The sequence below is a fragment of the Nocardiopsis sp. iso_186 genome, assembly GCF_056173365.1.
The window spans coordinates 4104421-4123261 of the sequence record NZ_CM149670.1 but is presented as its reverse complement, the minus strand read 5'-3'; the positions used below and the strand labels follow the sequence as shown (position 1 = coordinate 4123261).

The following is an 18841-nucleotide window of genomic DNA, read 5'->3' as shown; positions in this document are numbered from 1 at the left end:
CCGATGAGTTAGCCGGCTCGCCCCACGGGTAGCTCTAAATCCAACGAAGCACGTACCGCCCGATGGCTTTGTCAGCCGGTCGTACGGCGAACCAGGAGCGGCAGACGGACGCGACGCGGTTTGGGGTGGGGCCATGGACGGTGCAGACGGGTTGTTGAGCGCGATCGTCACGGTTCTCCTCCTGGGAGTGGCGACCGGCGGATTCCTCCTTTCCAAGCGCATCGGGCGTCACCAGGCACGCGCCCTCCTCGAACAGGCGAACACGGATGCGGAGCAGATCCGCAGCAGAGCCGTCGCCGAGCAGGCTGAGGAACGGGCGCTCCTGGACAGCAGACGTAGCGACCTTGAGCACCGTGAACAGCGCATGACCGAGCGCGAGCGCCGCATCGACGAGGAAGCGAATCGACTCTTCGCAGTCCGGGACAAAGGAGACGAGCGTGCAGCACTGCTGGAGCAGCGCGCGGCGGAGCTGGACCGGATGGAGGAAGAGCGGCTGGCGATCCTGGAGGCGACGGCTGCGCTGAGCGCGGACGACGCCAAGGCAGCCTTGGTCGCTGAGGTGCGCAACCAGGCCAAACGCGAGGCGGTGCTGATCGCGCGTGCTATCGAACAGGATGCGCGCAAGAACGGCGAGGCACGCGCTCGCAAGGTCATCACCCTGGCCATCCAACGTCTGGCCAGCCAGCAGACCAGTGAGTCGGTCGTCTCGGCGGTGCATCTGCCCACCGACGACATGAAAGGGCGGATCATCGGCCGGGAAGGCCGCAACATCCGTGCTTTCGAGGCTGTCACCGGGGTCAACCTGATCATCGACGACACGCCCGGGGTGGTGTTGCTGTCGTGTTTCGATCCGGTGCGGCGGGAGGTCGGCCGGCTCACCCTGGAGAAACTCGTCCTGGACGGCCGAATCCATCCCCACCGCATCGAGGAGGTTTTCGACACAAGCCGTTCGGAAGTGGACCAGCTCTGTGTGCGCGCCGGTGAGGACGCAGTGGCAGAGGTCGGTGTCACCGACCTCCACCAGGAGCTGGTGATTTTGCTCGGCCAGTTGCGTTACCGCACCTCCTACGGCCAGAACGTCCTCGCGCATCTGGTCGAGTCCGCCCACTTGGCAGGGATCATGGCCGCCGAGCTGGGGATGGACGTGGCCTTGATGAAGCGGTGCGCGCTATTGCACGACATCGGCAAGGCTCTGACCCATGAGATCGAGGGCAGCCATGCGCTGATCGGAGCCGAGATCGCCCGTCGCTACGGTGAGTCCGAGGACGTCGTGCACGCCATCGAGGCACACCACAACGAGGTCGAGGTCCGCACGGTGGAAGCCGTCCTGACCCAGGCGGCCGACGCGATCAGTGGAGGACGGCCGGGCGCACGCAGGGACTCGCTGGAGGCCTATGTCGAGCGGTTGCAGCGGCTTGAGGAGATCGCCCTGGCCAATGAGGGAGTGGAGAAGGTCTTCGCGATGCAGGCCGGGCGCGAGGTACGGGTGATGGTCAAGCCCGAGGAAGTGGATGACGTACAGGCACAGGTGATCGCTCGCGACATCGCCAAGCAGGTGGAGGAGGAACTGACCTACCCGGGGCAGATCCGGGTAACGGTCATTCGCGAGTCGCGGGCGACGGAGACCGCGCGCTGACAGTGGTATCAGACCCGCGCCCGACGAGTTCCTCCCCATCGTTGACCGTTCGGGGAGTGACCGTGGACCTTTCCCGCCGGGAAGCCGACAGGGCAGAGGGCGGACCCGCTGCCTCTTCGTCTGGCGAAAGACGGGCAAACGAGAACCCGTGAGCGGGGCCTGGAGCCGCCGCCCCGCCCCTTGTGCGCAAAATCCGGATCAGGGTAGCGCAGGGTCTCAGCCCCCGGTCAGTGCGATCGGTGGAACCCCCGGCGGAGTGAAACCGAAGAACACCTTGCAGTAGAACGCCAGCTCGGCCTCCAGCGCGGCGCGCACGCTCTCGGCCTTGCGGAAACCGTGCGGCTCCCCTGCGAATTCGATGTGGGCGTGGACGACACCGCGTGCCGTGAGTGCGGACGCCAGCGCGCCGGCTTGTGCGGGCGGGACGATCGGGTCCTGGTCACCCTGGAGCAGCAGCACCGGGACATCGATCTCGTGCACGCGGTTGACCGGTGAGCGTTCCTCGTAGACCGAGGCGTAACCGGGAAGCGGTCCGATGATGGTGTCGAGGTAGCGCGACTCGAAGTCGTGCGTCTCCGCGGCCAGTCGCATCAGGTCGGTCACTCCGTAATAGGAGGTCCCACAGGCGAAGGTGGTGCCGGTCAGGGCGAGGAGGGTCGTCAGCCCGCCTGCGCTGGCGCCCCTGACGGCCAACCGGGTGGGGTCGGCGATACCGCGTTCGACCAGATCGAGGACCGCCGCCGTCGCGTCCTCGACGTCCACGACACCCCAGTTGCGGTGCAGCCGTTCCCGGTAGGAGCGCCCGTACCCGGTGGAGCCGCCGTGGTTGACGTCGAGGATCCCGATTCCGCGGCTGGTGAAGTAGGCCTTGGCCAGGTCCAGGGAACTGTCCGCACAGCCCGTGGGACCGCCGTGCACCCACACCACGTAGGGTGCAGGGCCGTCCGCGCACGCCTCGGGGCTGGTGGGCGGGTAGGCGAAGGCGTGGATTCGCGCGCCGTAGCGTCCGGAGATCTCCTCGGAGCGGGGGACCGGGAGGTAGGAGGCAGGAGGTGGGGACTCCACCGCCGAGCGCAGTGTGCGCACCACTCCGGTTTCCGGATTGACCTGCACGAGCGCGTCGGGTTCGGTCGGGGAAGCAGCCACCCCCACCACGGACTTTCCGTCGGTGGCGAGGGCGCGCCAGGTGGTCAGCGACGATTTCAGCGGTGTCAGCTGCGCGGTTTCGGGGTCATAGATTCCCGCGTTGAGGTCGGCGTGCCCGTACAGGGTCACGACCCGCCCGTCGTCGAGTATCCCGAACGGTGCGGCCCCCAACTGCCACGGGGGAAGGGTGAACTCCGCTTCCTCCGGATACTGGGCCATGGCCTGGCCGTGTGCCTTGACCTCGTAGAGGTTCCACCAACCGGTCCAGTCGGACAGGAAGAGCAGCGTGTTGGCGTCCCTCCAACGAGGGGAGAGCACCGATTCCGTCGTGCCACCCCTGATGGTGCGCGGTGCGGACACGGCTCCTTCGGGGGTGAACGCTCCGACTCGCAGCTCAGTCCCGTCCCAGGGCATGCGGGGATGGTTCCAGGAGATCCAGGCCAGCCGTTCGCCATCAGGGGACGGGGTGGGAGAAGCGAAGAAGTCGGCACCACTGACGAGTTCGCGTACCGCTGTCGGGTCCGAGACCGCTCGTCCGGACAACGGGACGGACACGATCGCGCGGGCGACGGTCGAATCGGAGTGGGTCTCGCGTACGCAGATGACGCGCTTGCCGTCGGGGCTCAGCGCAGGGTCGGCATAGCGCACCGCACCGGGGACGGCCGGCTCGGGGGTGAGGGCGACGGGTTCGCGCGCGCCCTTCTCCAGCAGGTAGAGCCGCTGGTCGCCGGCCTCGGCGAAGACGATGCCATAGCGCGTGATGGCCTTGTCGTCGCGGCGGGGTACGGGGAGATGGGACCGGCCACCTGTCTCGTGCACCCGGGTGGCCGCGCTCCACGGCAGCGGAAGGAGATCGCTGACGGTACCGTCGGCCGCGCGGTGCATGACGGTCGTTCGGCCTCCCTCGTCCGGTCGGGACTCCTCCCACCAGATCTGTTCGCCGATCACCGAAGGGAAGCCCAGCCTGGTCGAGCCGCGAGCGACCTCGACCGCGGTGATGGGGGAGGGCCAGCTTCCGTAGGGCAGAGACACGCGCTCGGTCATAGGGGTCCTGAATCCTGGGGCGAAGGGTGGCGACGGGCGGGGTGCCCTTCAAGTTATCGGCTCCGCGGGCCCTGATCCGGCACACCGCAGGACCGCAACCAAAGAGTCCCCGTCGCCCGAGCAATGCTCGGACGACGGGGACCCGTGTCGGTACCGCGGGCGGTGATCAGGAAGGCTCGGTGGGCTTGTTCCTGGTCTCCTGTCCCTGGTCGGGGACGGCGCCCGGCACCGCTGCGTCCGGTGTCGGCTCGGGGGCGACCCCCGGCCCCGCACCGACCTTCGCCGACTGCTTGCCGCGCTGGGCGTTGCGGCGTTCCAACCAGATGGCCACACGGCTCAGCGAGACGTTGATGATGATGTAGATGATCGCGCAGACGATCGCTGCCGGGATGACGTTGCTGTGCCGGGTCGCGATCAAGGTGAAACTGCGCAGCAGCTCGGGGAACGCGATGATGTACCCCAGCGCGGAGTCCTTGAGGAGGACCACCAACTGCGCCACGATCGCCGGCATCATCGAGGTGACGGCCTGCGGGATCAGGATCAGCCACATCGTCTGGGTCTTGTTCATCCCGACCGAGTACGCGGCCTCGGACTGCCCCTTGGGTACGGCCTTGATGCCGGCCCGGAAAACCTCCGCCAGCACCGACCCGTTGTAGAGGGTCAAGCCGGTGACCACAGCCGCCAGTGCGCTGACCTGGAAGGTTCCCGGTGTCATGGGAGGCTGGCCGAAGACCGGCAGCAACTGGTTGATCGCGATGGGCAGCGCCATGGTGAAGAAGATCAGCATCAGCAACGGGATGCCGCGGAAGAACTCCACCACCGCGCTGGAGGGGACGCGGATCCACCAGTGGTCCGACATCCGGCCGATGCCGAAGACCAGACCGAACACGATGGCCAGAACGGAGGCCAGCAGCGCCGCGGTCAGGGTGTTCTGCAGACCGGGGATGACGTAGTCGGTCCAGGTGGCCGGGTCGATGAACGGCAGCCATTTGTTCGCCGTCCACTGCCCCGTGGGGCTGGGGGCCCACGCCTCGCTGCTGAGGATCGAGGGAGCGCCCTCGCCGAGGGTCCGGTTGAACCCGAGGTAGAGCACGGCGAGGCCGGCTATGGCGGCGAGAACCGTGAAGGCGGTGTAGATCCGGTAGCGTGCCCGGGCCTTGGGGCCGGGGACGTCGAACAGGACGTTCTGCGCGCTCATCGGACCACCGCCACTCGCTTGCTGAGCCACCCGAAGAAGTAACCGGTCGGCAGGGTGAGGATCAGGAACCCGATCGCGAAACCGACGAAGGTCGGCAGGACCGGCGCGATGCCCTGGTCGAACATCAACTTCATCTGCCGGGATGCCTCCTGCACGCCGAGCCCCGCTACAGAGGCCACGGTCGTGTTCTTGATCAGCGCGATGAGGACGCTGCCCAGCGGGCCGACGACCGTGCGCAGTGCCTGCGGGATGACGATCAGGCTCAGGTTCTGGGTGAAGGTCAGGCCGAGTGAGCGTGCGGCCTCGACCTGGCCCAGCGGGATGGTGTTGATGCCTGCGCGCAGGGACTCGGAGACGAAGCAGGCGGTGTAGGCCGACAGGCCGATCACGGCCCACCAGAAGACGTCCCACGCCACGCTGTCGGCGAGGCTGAGGCCGAGCGCGCTGTTGAGGCCCAGGCCGCAGAAGAGCAGCACCAGGGTCAGGGGCGTGTTGCGGATGCCCTCGACGTAGCCCGTGGAGAGGGCGCGCAGCAGCGGGATCGGAGATACCCGCATCGCGGTGAGGACGATGCCCAGGATGAATGAGAACAGGGCGCTGAACAGGGTGAGCCGGACGGTCCACGAGAAACCGTTGACGACCTTGTCGATGTTGCTGAGAAAGGCTTCCATGGGTCCCAGCCGGTCATATGCGCGGCCGGTGGCCTACCGAGTAGACCACCGGCCGCGCAAGCGGTCAGTGATTAAGCGCAGCCTTCGACCGCGGGCTGCTCTTCGGCGTACTCGAAGCCGACCTCGCCGAACGCGCTGTCGAGGAATTCGGTGGTCTTGCCTTCGTCCCACATCTTGGTGACAGCGGCGTTGACCTCCTCGCAGCGCTCGGTGTCGCCCTTGGGCAGGCCGATCCCGTACTTCTCCTCGCCGAAGGGGTTGTTCACCATCTTGTAGGCGTCGGGGTTCTGCGCGGCGAACCCGGCCAGGATGGTGTTGTCGGTGGTGACAGCGTTGACGGTGCCGTTGGCCAGCAGCTCGAAGCACTCGGAGTAGTTGCCGGCCTCACGCAGCTCGGCGTCGATCTCCATGTCCTCGACGATGTTGTTGGCCGAGCGCGAGCCCGATGCCGAGCACAGCACCTTGCCGGCGAGGTCGTCGGGGCCCGAGATGTCGGAGTCGTCGGCGGCCACGGCGATGTCCTGCTGGGCGACGTAGTAGGGCCCCGCGAAGTCCACGACGTTCTTGCGCTCGTCGGTGATGGAGTAGGTGGCGATCACCATGTCCACGGTGCCCTGCTGGAGGAACGCCTCGCGGTTCGCGGAGGCCGCCTCGGTCCATTCGATCTGCTCGGGGGTGTAGCCCAGTTCACCGGCGATGAAAGTGGCCACGTCCACGTCGAACCCGACGGGGGCGCTGCCTTCGAGCAGGCCGAGGCCGGGCTGGTCGTACTTGACGCCGATGGTGATGGTGTCACCGCCGCCGCCTTCGCCGCCGCCCTCACTGTCGCCGCCGACCTCGGCGGTGCCGCAGGCGGCGAGGGTCAGGGCCACGGCGGCCGATCCGGCCAGTGCTGCGCTGATGCGACGAACTCGCATAATTGGAATACCTCTTCCTTAGCTTCGTGCGGGGAGCGTGGGGATGCCTAGTGGGTCAGGATCTTGGAGAGGAAGTCGCGGGCTCGTTCGGACTGCGGTTTGGTGAAGAACTCGTCGGGTGTGTTCTCCTCGACGATCTGGCCGTCAGCCATGAACACCACACGATTGGCCGCGCGGCGGGCGAAGCCCATCTCGTGGGTCACCACGACCATGGTCATTCCCTCTTTGGCGAGGTCGGTCATGACGTCCAGGACCTCCTGCACCATTTCGGGGTCCAGAGCCGAGGTGGGTTCGTCGAACAGGAGCACCTTGGGGTTCATCGCCAGGGCGCGCGCGATGGCCACGCGCTGCTGCTGACCGCCCGAGAGCTGCGCCGGGTACTTGTGTGCCTGGTTGCCGATGCGCACCCGGTCCAGCAGTTCCATTCCGCGCTCGGTCGCCTTTGCCTTGGGCTGGCCGAGCACCTTCATGGGGCCCAGGGTGACGTTCTGCAGCACCGTCTTGTGTGCGAAGAGGTTGAACGACTGGAACACCATGCCCACGTCACTGCGCAGCTTCGCCAGACCGCGGCCCTCAGCGGGGAGCGGCTGACCGTCCAGCAGGATGCGGCCGGTGTCGATCGTCTCCAGCCGGTTGATGGTGCGGCAGAGCGTGGACTTGCCTGAACCAGAGGGTCCGATGACGACGACAACCTCGCCGGCGGTGACTGAGAGATCGATGTCGCGGAGCACGTGAAGGTCGCCGAAGTGCTTGTTGACGTTCTCCAGCACGACGAGAGGAGTTGTGGTCATGTGCGGGAACCTAGTAGGCGGATGTTTCCTTGTCATCACCAGAAACACCGTTTGGACATGGAGTAGCAGACTTGTTACGCCTCGATTGGTACAAATGTTATGCAATCTGACTGCTGAAGCTGGGGATGTCCGAAGTGTCCGTTGCGGTGGGGGCCGCCGGCGCAGGCAACCTAGCTGCGCAGACCTGGGATGCCCGACCGTGACGGTCGGGCAGGGTGCGCGCAGCAACTAGCCTGGACGGGTGAGCCAGAGTCGTACCTACGAAGTGCGGACCTACGGCTGCCAGATGAATGTCCACGACTCCGAGCGCCTGTCGGGCCTGCTGGAGGACGCGGGTTACCAGCGGGCAGCACAGGACGCCACGCCGGACATTGTCGTCTTCAACACCTGCGCGGTCCGTGAGAACGCAGACAATCGCCTCTACGGCAACCTCGGACACCTGAGGCCCGTCAAGGACGCCCACCCCGGAATGCAGATCGCGGTGGGCGGCTGTCTCGCGCAGAAGGACCGCGGCGAGATCGTACGTCGGGCCCCCTGGGTGGACGTCGTCTTCGGCACCCACAACATCGGTTCGCTGCCGGTGTTGCTGGAACGTGCCCGGATCCAGCGCGAAGCCCAGGTCGAGATCGCCGAGTCCCTGGAGACCTTCCCCTCCACCTTGCCGACCCGGCGCGAGTCGGTCTACGCCGCCTGGGTCTCGATCTCGGTGGGCTGCAACAACACGTGCACCTTCTGCATCGTCCCCGCCCTGCGCGGCAAGGAGAAGGACCGCCGTCCCGGTGACATCCTCGCCGAGGTGCGGGCCGTTGTCGCCGAGGGTGCCATCGAGGTGACCCTGCTCGGCCAGAACGTCAACGCCTACGGTGCGGAGTTCGGGGACCGCGAGGCGTTCTCCAAGCTGCTGCGCGCATGCGGGGAGATCGAGGGCCTGGAGCGGGTGCGCTTCACCTCCCCCCACCCACGTGACTTCACCGACGACGTGATCGCGGCGATGGCCGAGACACCCAACGTCATGCCGCAACTGCACATGCCGATGCAGTCGGGGTCCGACCGTGTCCTCAAGGCCATGCGTCGCTCCTACCGTCAGGACCGCTTCCTGGGCATCGTGGAGAAGGTGCGCGCTGCCATGCCCGAGGCGGCCATCAGCACCGACATCATCGTCGGCTTCCCCGGTGAGACCGAGGAGGACTTCGCCGAAACGTTGAAGGCCGTCGAGCAGGCACGGTTCTCCCACGCCTACACCTTCCAGTACTCCAAGCGTCCCGGCACCCCGGCCGCGGAGATGGAGGGGCAACTGCCCAAGGAGGTCGTGCAGGAACGCTACATGCGCCTGCTCGAAGTCCAGGAGCGCGTCTCGGGCGAGGAGAACGCCAAGCTCATCGGACGAGAGGTCGAGGTCCTGGTCGCCGAGGGCGAGGGCCGGAAGGACAGCGCCCGGCGCCGCCTCTCCGGAAGGGCCCCGGACAGCCGCCTGGTGCACTTCGCGGTGGACGACGACACCGATCTGCGTCCTGGGGACCTCGCAACCGTCACCGTCACCTACGCCGCCCCCCACCACCTCGTCGCCGACTCCGGGGTGCACGCCGTGCGGCGCACCCGTGCGGGTGACGCGTGGGAAGCCCGCAACGCAGCCCCGGCCGAGGCAGGACCCGGGGTCCTGCTCGGTATGCCCAAGGTGGGGGTCCCCGCCCCTCTCCCGGTGATGTCGAGCGGCTGCGGGTCGGACTGAGCCGATCCACCACACGATCAAGGGGCTCGGGGGCGGTTTCCCGGGCCCCTCCGTTGCTCACCCGACCGCCGCGACGGTGCCGGGCATCCGCATCACCCCTCCAGCCGGACCGGGAGCCGGGCCAGGCGACGATTGCCGGGGAGCGGCATCCACGGCAGGTTTTCGGGTGCCACCGCCAGGGAGAGGGAGGGGAAACGCTCGAACAGCGCGCTCAGGGCGACCTCGCACTCCTGACGGGCCAGGGCAGCACCCAGGCAGTAGTGGGCACCGTACCCGAACCCCACGTGCCCCTCGCCGTGGGCTTCTGGCACACGCGTGATGTCGAAGCGGTCCGGTGAGTCGAACTCGCGCGGGTCGAAATTGGCGGAGACGATGACCGCCTGAACGGCGTCGCCCCGTTCGATCAGGGTTCCGGCCAACTCCACGTCCTCCGTCGCGTAGCGCAGCCGGGGGAGTTGTACCGGCCCGCACCAGCGCATCAGCTCGTGCACCGCGTGCGGCCAGGCACCGGGGTCCTGCCGGAGCAGTGCGAGCTGTTCGGGGTGGGTGAGCAGCGCTACGGTCCCGTTCCCGATCAGGTGCGCAGTGGTCTCGTGCCCGGCCAGCACCAGGGTGAACACCAGCGTCACCATCTCGACGTCGCTGAGCCGGTCCCCCTCCTCGTCGTGGGTTCGGATGAGGCCGCTGAGCAGGTCGTCGGTCGGGGCCGACCGGCGCTGCCCGATGAGGTCGTGTACGTAGTCCACCATCGAACGCAGCGCGTTCGGCATCACCTTCGGATCCCTTGCCACCAGGGACTTGCCCCAGTCCCGCCACAGCGACCGATCGGCCTCGGGGACCCCCACCATCTCGCAGATGACCGCACTGGGCAGTGGGTAGGCGAAGCCCTCGATCAGATCGGTCACCCCGTTTTCGGCCGAGTCGGGGAGCCGGTCCAGCAGTCCGTCGGTGATCGCGACCACGCGCGGGCGCAATTGCGAGACGCGACGGACGGTGAACGTACGCGAGACCAGTTTGCGCAGCCGGGTGTGATCGGGCGGGTCGGAGTCCAGGATGGTGCCGACCAGGTAGCCGGTGAGTTCTTCGGGGACCCCGAACATCTTCAGCGCGTGGTCGCGGGGACTCTTCTCGGGCGCGTCGGGAACGGAGCGCGGGTCGTTGGCGAACCGGCTGTCGCCGAGCACCGCGCGCACATCGTCGTAACGCGTGACGTACCAGGTGGGGGTGCCTTCCAAGAACCGCCCACGAAGAACGGGGCCCCGCTCACGCAGGCGTCCGTACCCGCCGTAGGGATCTTCCATGAGCGCGGGGTCGGTCAGGTCGGGGACGTTTCTGTCGGTCATGGCGACTCCTCAGAGCTCGTGGCGGGCGAGGTCGGCGTTGCCCGAACACCTCCCTCCCCGAACAACAAGAGGTCGGACTCCCGGCCGTCCGGCGACGGTGCCGCCCTTGGCCGGACGGAGGTATACCTACCCGTTTGCCGGGGAGTCCCCGCGGCAGAAGGGAACGTCCCGATAGCCTCTCCAGCGTGTTGATCGCCGCTGCTGTATGTCCCCATCCGCCGCTGCTCGTGCCCGAGGTCGCAGGCGGAGCGGCCCACGAGCTCGACGAAGTGCGGGCCGCCTGCGATCGTGCGATCGGCACCCTCGTCGAAGCTCGCCCCGACCGCCTGTTCGTTGTCGGAGCGGGGAAGCCGACCCGCCGCCACCCCGCCGATGCGGCCGGCAGCCTGGCCGGATACGGGGCCCCTGTCGAGGTGGGGTCGGGGCCTGCGGTGCTGGGGCTCGCAACGACGATCGGACGCTGGCTGGCCCGCCGTTCCGGTGCTGTTCCCGATGGCTACATCGAGGTCGCCGACGACGCCACGCCCGCCGCGTGCAGTGCGTTGGGCCTCGACTTGGCGGAGGCGTCCCCCCGGGTGGCCGTGCTGGTGATGGGGGACGGCAGCGCCCGTCGTACCGACCGCTCGCCCGGCCGGGTCAACGACCGCGCGGCGGCCTACGACGACGCGGTGGCGTCGGCACTGGGCGCTGCTGATACCGCCGCCCTCGCAGCCCTCGATCCGGTGCTCGCGCGCGACCTGATGGTGGCGGGCAGAGCCGCGTGGCAGGTTCTGGCCGGTGCCGCAGTCGGGGCGGGACTCAAGGGTGAGCTCGTGGCGTACCAGGCGCCTTACGGGGTGGGCTACCTCGTCGCCTCGTGGACCTCCTGACCCACCACGTACTCTGGAGCGACCTCGATCGCGGCGAAATGCGCGCCGAACGGATCCGCCAGCATCGTCCACCGGCCCATAGGGGCGTCCTCGGCAGCGCGCAGTACCGTACCGCCGGCCCGCTCGGCCAGTACCGCGGCGACATCGGAGCTTTCCACCACGAAGTACGGCAACCATGCGCCGTGGCCCTCGCCGGCGCGCTCAGCAGCTCCGCCGTACACACCGCACACCGGGTCGCCGCCGCTGGAGAGGGTGACGAAATCGAAGTCGGGGTACCGTTCGGCCTCGTAGCCGAAGACCGCGGTCAAGAACGCCTCTGTGACGGAGGTTTCGGTGCTGGTGACCTCGGCCCAGATGGGCGCGCCGGAGGTTCCGAACGCTTCCGCGCCGGCCATTCCGTCCGCCTGCCAGAGTGCGAAGACCACGCCGGTGGGATCGCGCACGATCGCGGTGGAGCTGATCCCGGGCATGTCGGTCCGCTCGGTCACGATGGTGCCCCCGGCGTCTCGCACGGCTTCCAGGGAGGCGTCGATGTCGTCGGTGAACAGGTAGACGGTCCAACTCGACGATGCCGGGGGCGGAGCGCTCTCCCAGGGCTCGGTCAGCCCGGCCACACGCCTGCCTCGAACGCTGGCCAGTGCATAGGGGGATTCGTAGAACTCCCACTCCAGCACCTCGGTGTAGAAGTGCTGCGCCGTGCTGAGATCGCGCACGGCCAGGTCGAACCATGCCGGTGCGCCCGGCGGGTACTCGGCTGTTTGGGTCATGGCGCGCCAGTACCCGTACCCGGATCAACAAAATCGGTGCACGGGGTGAAGAGGGGGTAGATCTATCCGCCGGATCCGACCGGGCCCGCCTCCACCAGCGCGACGGCTTTCTCCAGCAGGTCGGGGTCGTCGTAGGGGAGCCACTGCACGCGGGGGTCGCGGCGGAACCAGGAGTCCTGGCGTCGGGCGAAGCGGCGGGTGGCTCGCACGGTCTCCTCCCGGGCCTCGTCCTCGGAACACTCCTCCGCCAGGAAGCGCAGCACCTGGGCGTACCCCAGGGCCCGGGAGGCGGTCAGGCCATCGCGCAGCCCGTTCTTCTCCAGGTTGCGAACCTCGTCAACGAGGCCCGCCTCCCACATGCGTGTCACACGAAGTTCGATGCGTGCGTCCAGTTCGGGGCGGGGCACGGCCAGGCCGATCTGCACGCACGGATAGCGGGACACGTGCTCGGGGAGTGTGGCGGTGAACGGTCCGCCGGTCAGTTCGATGACCTCAAGCGCACGTACGACCCGGCGCCCGTTGGTGGGCAGGATCGCGATGCCCGCAGCCGGGTCGAGCCGGGCCAGACGGGCATGGAGGACGAGCGACCCCCGTTCGGCGAGTTCGGTCTCCAGCCGTGCCCGCACCACGGGATCGGTGCCGGGGAAGTCCAGCGCGTCCAGGGCACCCCGGATGTAGAGTCCCGAGCCGCCCACCAGGATCGGTGTGCGTCCGGAATCGCGCAGGTCGTCGATGACGTCGCGGGAGAGCCGTTGGTAGGCGGCAACGTTTGCGGTCTGAGTGATGTCCCAGATGTCGAGCAGGTGGTGGGGCACATCGTCCCGCTCGGCCACGCTCAGCTTGGCGGTGCCGATGTCCATCCCCCGGTACAACTGCATGGAGTCGGCGTTGATGACCTCACCCGGGGAGTCGCCCGCACCCAGTCGTCGTGCGAGACCGACGCCGAGATCGGATTTGCCCGTTGCGGTCGCCCCGACGACCGCGATCACTGTGCTCACCCCTCCAGTGTGCCAGCGCCTCCCGGCGGGCCGGTCCGGGATGGAGCGGGCCGTTTTCGTATTTTCGGCCGGTCTGGGCGCTCCGGCTCCTAAGATGACCACATGCGTTTCGCCAAAGGCCACGGCACCGAGAACGATTTCGTCATCCTCCCCGACCCCGACGGCACGCTGTCGTTGAGCGCCGCGTCGGTTGCGGCGCTGTGCGACCGCCGTGCGGGTATCGGAGGCGACGGCGTCCTGCGGGTGGTGCGTACGAAGGCATTCGATGAACCGTTGACCGGTCCGGCCGCCTCGTCCGCGGAGTGCGAGTGGTTCATGGACTACCGCAACGCGGACGGCAGTGTCGCCGAGATGTGCGGCAACGGCGTTCGCGTGTTCGCCAGGTACCTGCTGAGCGCCGGCTTGCTGGCCGAGACCTCGTTCGGCGTGGGCACCCGTGCCGGTACCCGGCAGGTAACAGTGCACGAGGACGGCGACATCACCGTGGACATGGGACCGGTGGGGATGCTGGGGAGGGGAACCGCAGTGCTGGGCGGCGCCGAGCTGACCGGTGAGCGCGTCTCGGTCGGCAATCCCCACTTGGCCTGCCGGGTGGCGGGGCCGGTGGCCGGGGTCGATCTGGGGACCGCGCCGGTGTTCGACGCTGCTGAATTCCCCCAAGGGGCCAACCTCGAAGTGTTCTGCGAGTCCGAACCGGGCGTACTGGACATGCGGGTGTACGAGCGCGGGGCGGCCGAGACCCGCTCGTGTGGCACCGGGATCGTCGCTGCCGCTGCCGCAGCCAGCGGACCGGGGACGGACGCGCAATGGACCGTCCGTGTTCCGGGAGGCACGTGCACCGTTGCCCTTGAGTCGGGTTCGGCGCGGTTGCGCGGGCCGGCCGTGATCGTCGCAGAAGGCGACATCCGGCTGCCCGGCTGACCTGGTTTCTCGGCAAGGAGCGCGCGGTGGTCCGTTTTCTGCTGCGTCGCCTGGTGGGCAAGGCGCTGTTGCTCGTCGTGGCGGCGAGTTGCGCCCACCTGCTCGCTGCCACCGCATTGGATCCGCGGGGAAACTACGAGGGGCAACGGCCACCGCCCCCCGCCGAGACGGTGGATGCGCTCCTCGACGAGTACAACCTCAATCCCGACACCCCTCTTGCCGAGCGCTACCTGGTCTGGGCCTCGGGTGTGGTCACCGGGGACTTCGGTCGAAGCTGGGACGGTTCCGACGTCACCGCTCAACTGGTGCGCCGGGTCGGTGTCAGCCTCAGGCTGCTGGCACTCGGCGCGGCCTTGGGCGCGCTTGGCGGGGTACTGCTCGGTGCCTTGGCCGCGAGCCGCCATCGCGGAAGACTGGACCGCACCTCGGTGGCCGTATCGTTGCTCGTCATCTCCACGCCGGCGGTGGTCGTCGCCGTCTCGCTACAGAGTGCGGCGCTGTGGGTCAACCAGGTCACCGGAAGCGAACTGCTGCGTGCAACCGGGGAGTTCACTCCCGGCCTGAACGGGGGGCCGGTGGCGCAGGTGATGGACCGGGCACGCCATCTCCTGCTTCCGACGCTCACCGTGGCGTTGCCGCAGATCGCGTTGTTCAGTCGCTACCAGCGCAACCTCATGCTCGACGAGGCCGGTTCCGACTACGTGCGCACCGCGCGGGCCAAAGGGTTGACCAAGCGCGCCGCTCTGTTCCGGCACGGGTTGCGCACCGCGTTGGGGCCCGCGGTGACCTATTTCGGGTACTCCTCGGCCCTGCTGTTCGCCAGCGCGGTCTTCACCGAAAAGGTGTTCGGGTGGCACGGTGTGGGCGAGTACCTGCTTGATTCGGTTGGGCGGGGGGATGTCCACGCAGTCGCAGCGGTCTGTTGCTTTGGGGCGTTGTGCGTGGTCACCGCGGGTTTGCTTGCCGATATCGGGCGTTTCTTGGTTGATCCGCGGACGCGCGTGCTGTGAGTCCCGTTCCGGGACGGATCGGCGCCAAGGGCGGGGATCCCACCCGGGCCACCATTGGCCTGTCCGGAGCGCAGTATTATTTCCCAATTGTTCCAATGGCGCCGTTAGCCCGGTTGGCTGCCGCGGGTCGGTCCCGCGGGAGGGTCTCCGAAACACCACGGCATTTGGGGGATCAGGTGCGGTTAGCGAAACTACGGGCCGGCGTCGGGGGCGCTGCCTTGATGGCGCTGGTCGTCGCCCTGTCCGGATGCGATTCCCAGGTCCCCGGCCCGCCCTTGGTCGATCCCGCCGCTCTGCCCTCGGCCGAGATCAATCCCGTCGAGCGCGGCCAACTCGCCGATGGCGGCACGCTGCGCTGGGGGATCAACGAACTGCCCGCCCAGTGGAACCCCCACCATCCCGCCGGCAACCTCAGCACGGTCTCCACCGTCCTGCGCGGTCTGCTGCCCGCACCGTTTCACATCGACGAAACGGGTCGTGCCCACCCCGACCCCGACTATGTGACCGACGTCCAGGTCGTCACCGACCCCACCCAGGTCGTGACCCTTACCCTGGAGCCCCGCGCACGGTGGTCCACCGGCGCCCCCATCACCTGGCGCGACTACGCTGCCATGGTCGATGCGCTGTCCGGCTCCGACCCCGACTACCAGGTGCTCGGCGAGGTCGGCTACAGCCGTATCGCCGACGTGCGCGCGGGTGCGGACGACCACGAGGTCGTCATCACCTTCGACGAGCCTTTCGCCGACTACGCGGCCTTGTTCCAGAACCTGCTTCCCGCCGACTACTCCGCGGACCCGGAGGCGTTCAACTCCGGTTACCTGGACCGGATCCCGGTCACGGCGGGCCCGTTCGCCCTCGACGCGATCGACCCCTCTGCCCAGACCGTCACACTCGCGCGGGACGACTCCTGGTGGGGGGAACCTGCCAAGCTCGACCGGATCGTCTTTCGCTCGCTGTCCCCTGACGCGTTGGACGCCGCCTTCCTGGACGGTGGCATCGACGTCTACGCCGTCGCCGTGGACGCCGCGTCCTACCAGCGGGTCAAGACCGCCTCCGGCGGGGAGGTCCGCGCGGCGCTGGCGCCCGACTACCGTCACATCACCCTCAACGGCCAGAGTCCGGCGCTCAGCGACGTTGACGTGCGCCACGCCGTTTTCCTGGGCATCGACCGCGAGGCCATCGCCAATTCGGCGTTCAGCGCGATCGACTGGCCGTCCTCGGTGTTGGGCAACCACTTCCTCGCCCCCAACCAGAAGGGATATGTTGACAACAGCGGGAAGTGGGGCACCTACGACCCCGAGCGGGCAGCCGAACTGCTGGACGGCGCAGGCTGGCGCGCACCCGAGCCGGGAGCGGTGCGCACCCGGCAGGGCCAGTCGCTGACGTTGCGTTTCCTCGTGCCCCAGGGCTTCGCCCCTGCCCAGAACGAGGCAGAACTCGTCCAGGCGATGCTCGCCGAGATCGGGATCGAGGTTCGTATCGAAGCCGTTCCCGGTGACCAGTTGTTCGGTGGTTACGTATTGCCCGGCGATTACGACATGGTCGCCTTCGTCAACTCCGGGGGCGGTTTCCCCGCCTCCGAGTTCCTCTACCAGTGGTCCAACGCCGTCACCACGCCGGACGGCCAGGACAAGTGGGGGTCCAACGTCGCCCGGATCGGTTCGCCCGAGATCGACGGGGCCCTCGCGGGAGCACTGGAAGAACTGGAACCCGACGCCGCGCTGCGCCGCCTCAACGAGGCCGACCGGCTGTTGTGGGAGGCCGGCCATACCCTGCCGCTCTACCAGCGCCCCGAGCTCGTGGCCACCCGCACCGATCTCGCCAACGTCGGCGCTTCCGGGTTCGGTGGCCTCGACTACGCAGACATCGGCTACACCACCGATGACGGGGCATCGGCCGGAGCGCCGTAGCGGCCGGCTGCGCCCCTGCACCGACGGCTGCCGGACCGGAGCGCTCAGGGCATCTGCTCGTAGGCGGGAAGAGTGAGGAAGTCGGCGTAGTCGTCGTCCAGTGCGACATCGGTGAACAGGGCGCTCGCCCGGTCCAGTAGCGCCGGGTCGAGCCTGTCCGTCGCGCGGATCGCCGTCAGTTCCTCGTGGATCAGACGTTCGACCAGTTCCTTTGTCACCGGTGTGCCGTCGTCCAGAGCGACGTCGTTGTGCAGCCATTGCCAGATCTGGGAGCGCGAGATCTCGGCGGTCGCCGTGTCCTCCATCAGGTTGTGGACGGCCACGGCGCCGTTGCCGCCCAGCCACGCCGCGAGGTACTGCAGGGCCACGTTGACGTTGGAGCGCAGGCCGGCCTCGGTGACCCCGCCTCCGGCGCCGGCCACGTCCAGCAGGTCCGCGCCCGAGACGTGCACGTCGTCGCGCTGTCGGTGGATCTGGTTGGGCTCGTCCCCCAGAACGTCGTCGAAGACCTCTCGCGCGATCGGCACCAGGTCGGGGTGGGCGACCCAGGAGCCGTCGAAGCCGTCGCCGGATTCACGGGACTTGTCCTCGCGGACTTTGGCGAGGGCGACTTTGTTGACCTCTGCGTCGCGGCGACTGGGAATGAACGCTGCCATGCCGCCGATCGCGTGGGCCCCGCGCCGATGGCAGGTCTTGACCAGCAGCTCGGTGTAGGCGCGCATGAACGGCGCGGTCATCGTCACGGCGTTGCGTTCGGGCAGCAGGAAGCGGCTGCCCCGGGTGCGGTGCGTCTTGATGATGCTGAACAGGTAGTCCCAGCGCCCGGCGTTGAGGCCCGCGGAGTGTTCGCGCAGCTCGTAGAGGATCTCCTCCATCTCGAAGGCCGCGGGGATGGTCTCGATCAGGACGGTGGCACGAATGGTTCCGCGCTCGATGCCGAGCTCGGCCTGGGCACGGACGAAGATCTCGTTCCACAGCCGGGCCTCGCGGTGCCCTTGCAGCTTGGGAAGGTAGAAGTAGGGCCCCTTGCCCTTGGCGAGTTGGCGGCGACCGCAGTGGAAGAGGTACAGGGCGAAGTTGACGATGCCTCCGCTGACCCGCCGGCCGTCGACCAGGATGTGCTTCTCGTCGAGGTGCCAGCCACGGGGGCGCACGACGATGGTGGCCAGTTCGGAGTCGTCCTTGAGCGCGTAGGACTTGCCCTGGGGGCTGGTGAAGTCGATCGTGCGATCGAGGGCGTCGCGCAGGTTGAGCTGACCGTCGATCATATTTTCCCACAAAGGGGTGTTGGCGTCCTCGAAGTCGGCCAGCCACACCTTCGCCCCGGAGTTGAGGGCGTTGACGGTCGTCTTCCGGTCGGTCGGGCCGGTGATCTCCACGCGGCGGTCCACGATGCCCGGTGCCGGCGGGGCCACGCGCCAGTCGGAGTCGGCGCGCACGTCCGTGGTCTCGGTGAGAAAGTCAAGGTCGGAGCCGTTTGAGATCTGGTCCTGGCGATGCCTGCGTTCGGCGAGCAGTTCTTGGCGGCGCGCCTCGAACGTGCGGTGCAGACCGGCGATCAGTTCGAGGGCCTCATCGGTGAGGATCTCGTCGTACCGGTCGTGCAGCGGGCCGGTGACCTCGACTCCGGTGGTGGCGCCCATGAAAACCCTGCCTTCCGCAAAGCGAAATTTTATTCTGGGATGCGGAATCCGACGCTACTCTGCCGGCAAGGCGTGGTCAACGCTGTGCCCACCGGGCAAGGTGGCGAAATTTGTTCCCAGCAGCAGGAACCGTGTTCTTTTCGCGCCAAGCGACGGTAAAAACGATGGTCCTTCCGATTCACCCATGCCTCGACGGGCACGCAAGCGGCATGGGGTCACCGGCAAAAATGCAGGTGCCGTTCCCCGAG

General features: G+C 68.0%; 15 protein-coding genes. 6 read left to right on the top strand and 9 right to left on the bottom strand.

What is annotated here, in order from left to right; translation table 11 throughout:
• Positions 1 to 133 precede the first annotated feature (133 nt).
• Positions 134 to 1636, top strand: coding sequence for a ribonuclease Y (rny, locus tag AC0VYP_RS18120; RefSeq protein WP_475470856.1), 1503 nt, complete (start codon positions 134 to 136; stop codon positions 1634 to 1636).
• Positions 1637 to 1852: 216 nt separating this feature from the next.
• Here rny and AC0VYP_RS18115 read toward each other — a convergent pair whose 3' ends face one another.
• From AC0VYP_RS18115 to AC0VYP_RS18095, 5 genes are all read right to left on the bottom strand, one after another.
• Entirely contained in the window at positions 1853 to 3826 is a 1974-nt protein-coding gene (locus AC0VYP_RS18115; RefSeq protein WP_285757259.1) for a S9 family peptidase, read from the bottom strand.
• Between the two features lie 166 nt (positions 3827 to 3992).
• Positions 3993 to 5024: an amino acid ABC transporter permease gene (locus AC0VYP_RS18110; protein ID WP_285757258.1), complete on the bottom strand. Its 1032-nt coding sequence runs from the start codon at positions 5022 to 5024 to the stop codon at positions 3993 to 3995.
• The gene (locus AC0VYP_RS18105; protein WP_475470855.1) at positions 5021 to 5695 is read right to left on the bottom strand and encodes an amino acid ABC transporter permease; all 675 of its coding nucleotides are present in this window, start codon (positions 5693 to 5695) and stop codon (positions 5021 to 5023) included. The genes AC0VYP_RS18110 and AC0VYP_RS18105 overlap by 4 nt, the downstream gene beginning before the upstream one ends.
• Positions 5696 to 5766: 71 nt before the next feature.
• Complete coding sequence (locus AC0VYP_RS18100) at positions 5767 to 6612, bottom strand: glutamate ABC transporter substrate-binding protein (protein WP_475470854.1); 846 nt, start codon at positions 6610 to 6612, stop codon at positions 5767 to 5769.
• A 47-nt stretch (positions 6613 to 6659) separates the two neighbouring features.
• Positions 6660 to 7403 (bottom strand): amino acid ABC transporter ATP-binding protein, encoded by a 744-nt coding sequence (locus AC0VYP_RS18095; RefSeq protein ID WP_285757255.1) that lies wholly within the window; start codon positions 7401 to 7403, stop codon positions 6660 to 6662.
• A gap of 265 nt (positions 7404 to 7668) precedes the next feature.
• Here AC0VYP_RS18095 and miaB point away from each other — a divergent pair, with 265 nt between their 5' ends.
• Positions 7669 to 9132 carry a tRNA (N6-isopentenyl adenosine(37)-C2)-methylthiotransferase MiaB gene (miaB, locus tag AC0VYP_RS18090; protein ID WP_285757888.1) on the top strand — a complete coding sequence of 488 codons (1464 nt, stop codon included), beginning with the start codon at positions 7669 to 7671 and terminating at the stop codon, positions 9130 to 9132.
• Positions 9133 to 9224: 92 nt separating this feature from the next.
• Here miaB and AC0VYP_RS18085 read toward each other — a convergent pair whose 3' ends face one another.
• Positions 9225 to 10475 carry a cytochrome P450 family protein gene (locus tag AC0VYP_RS18085; RefSeq protein WP_285757254.1) on the bottom strand — a complete coding sequence of 417 codons (1251 nt, stop codon included), beginning with the start codon at positions 10473 to 10475 and terminating at the stop codon, positions 9225 to 9227.
• Positions 10476 to 10660: 185 nt separating this feature from the next.
• Between AC0VYP_RS18085 and AC0VYP_RS18080 the strand changes: the two genes are divergently transcribed.
• A complete protein-coding gene (locus tag AC0VYP_RS18080; protein ID WP_475470852.1) occupies positions 10661 to 11344 on the top strand; it encodes a class III extradiol ring-cleavage dioxygenase family protein in 684 nt (227 codons plus the stop codon).
• Here AC0VYP_RS18080 and AC0VYP_RS18075 read toward each other — a convergent pair.
• On the bottom strand, positions 11317 to 12111 hold the full coding sequence (locus tag AC0VYP_RS18075) for a VOC family protein (RefSeq protein ID WP_475470850.1): 795 nt from the start codon (positions 12109 to 12111) through the stop codon (positions 11317 to 11319). The two genes, AC0VYP_RS18080 and AC0VYP_RS18075, sit on opposite strands and share 28 nt — an antisense overlap.
• Positions 12112 to 12173: 62 nt before the next feature.
• Positions 12174 to 13100 carry a tRNA (adenosine(37)-N6)-dimethylallyltransferase MiaA gene (miaA, locus tag AC0VYP_RS18070; protein ID WP_285757887.1) on the bottom strand — a complete coding sequence of 309 codons (927 nt, stop codon included), beginning with the start codon at positions 13098 to 13100 and terminating at the stop codon, positions 12174 to 12176.
• 111 nt (positions 13101 to 13211) lie between these two features.
• Between miaA and dapF the strand changes: the two genes are divergently transcribed.
• The 3 genes from dapF (at position 13212) to AC0VYP_RS18055 (ending at position 16950) form a co-directional block, all read left to right on the top strand.
• Positions 13212 to 14030 (top strand): diaminopimelate epimerase, encoded by an 819-nt coding sequence (gene dapF, locus AC0VYP_RS18065; RefSeq protein WP_475470848.1) that lies wholly within the window; start codon positions 13212 to 13214, stop codon positions 14028 to 14030.
• 26 nt (positions 14031 to 14056) lie between these two features.
• The gene (locus tag AC0VYP_RS18060) at positions 14057 to 15040 is read left to right on the top strand and encodes an ABC transporter permease (RefSeq protein WP_475470846.1); all 984 of its coding nucleotides are present in this window, start codon (positions 14057 to 14059) and stop codon (positions 15038 to 15040) included.
• A gap of 221 nt (positions 15041 to 15261) precedes the next feature.
• The gene (locus AC0VYP_RS18055) at positions 15262 to 16950 is read left to right on the top strand and encodes an ABC transporter family substrate-binding protein (protein ID WP_285757249.1); all 1689 of its coding nucleotides are present in this window, start codon (positions 15262 to 15264) and stop codon (positions 16948 to 16950) included.
• A 44-nt stretch (positions 16951 to 16994) separates the two neighbouring features.
• On the opposite strand, the gene aceB is transcribed toward AC0VYP_RS18055, so the two are convergent.
• Positions 16995 to 18593, bottom strand: a complete 1599-nt coding sequence (aceB, locus tag AC0VYP_RS18050; protein WP_475470844.1) for a malate synthase A — start codon at positions 18591 to 18593, stop codon at positions 16995 to 16997.
• Positions 18594 to 18841 lie beyond the last annotated feature (248 nt).

Bases quoted from the DNA above. Each gene is read 5' to 3' on its own strand.
- rny (WP_475470856.1), top strand. From the start codon at position 134: ATGGACGGTGCAGACGGGTTGTTGAGCGCGATCGTCACGGTTCTCCTC.
- AC0VYP_RS18115 (WP_285757259.1), bottom strand. From the start codon at position 3,826: ATGACCGAGCGCGTGTCTCTGCCCTACGGAAGCTGGCCCTCCCCCATC.
- AC0VYP_RS18110 (WP_285757258.1), bottom strand. From the start codon at position 5,024: ATGAGCGCGCAGAACGTCCTGTTCGACGTCCCCGGCCCCAAGGCCCGG.
- AC0VYP_RS18105 (WP_475470855.1), bottom strand. From the start codon at position 5,695: ATGGAAGCCTTTCTCAGCAACATCGACAAGGTCGTCAACGGTTTCTCG.
- AC0VYP_RS18100 (WP_475470854.1), bottom strand. From the start codon at position 6,612: ATGCGAGTTCGTCGCATCAGCGCAGCACTGGCCGGATCGGCCGCCGTG.
- AC0VYP_RS18095 (WP_285757255.1), bottom strand. From the start codon at position 7,403: ATGACCACAACTCCTCTCGTCGTGCTGGAGAACGTCAACAAGCACTTC.
- AC0VYP_RS18085 (WP_285757254.1), bottom strand. From the start codon at position 10,475: ATGACCGACAGAAACGTCCCCGACCTGACCGACCCCGCGCTCATGGAA.
- AC0VYP_RS18075 (WP_475470850.1), bottom strand. From the start codon at position 12,111: ATGACCCAAACAGCCGAGTACCCGCCGGGCGCACCGGCATGGTTCGAC.
- dapF (WP_475470848.1), top strand. From the start codon at position 13,212: ATGCGTTTCGCCAAAGGCCACGGCACCGAGAACGATTTCGTCATCCTC.
- AC0VYP_RS18055 (WP_285757249.1), top strand. From the start codon at position 15,262: ATGGCGCTGGTCGTCGCCCTGTCCGGATGCGATTCCCAGGTCCCCGGC.
- aceB (WP_475470844.1), bottom strand. From the start codon at position 18,593: ATGGGCGCCACCACCGGAGTCGAGGTCACCGGCCCGCTGCACGACCGG.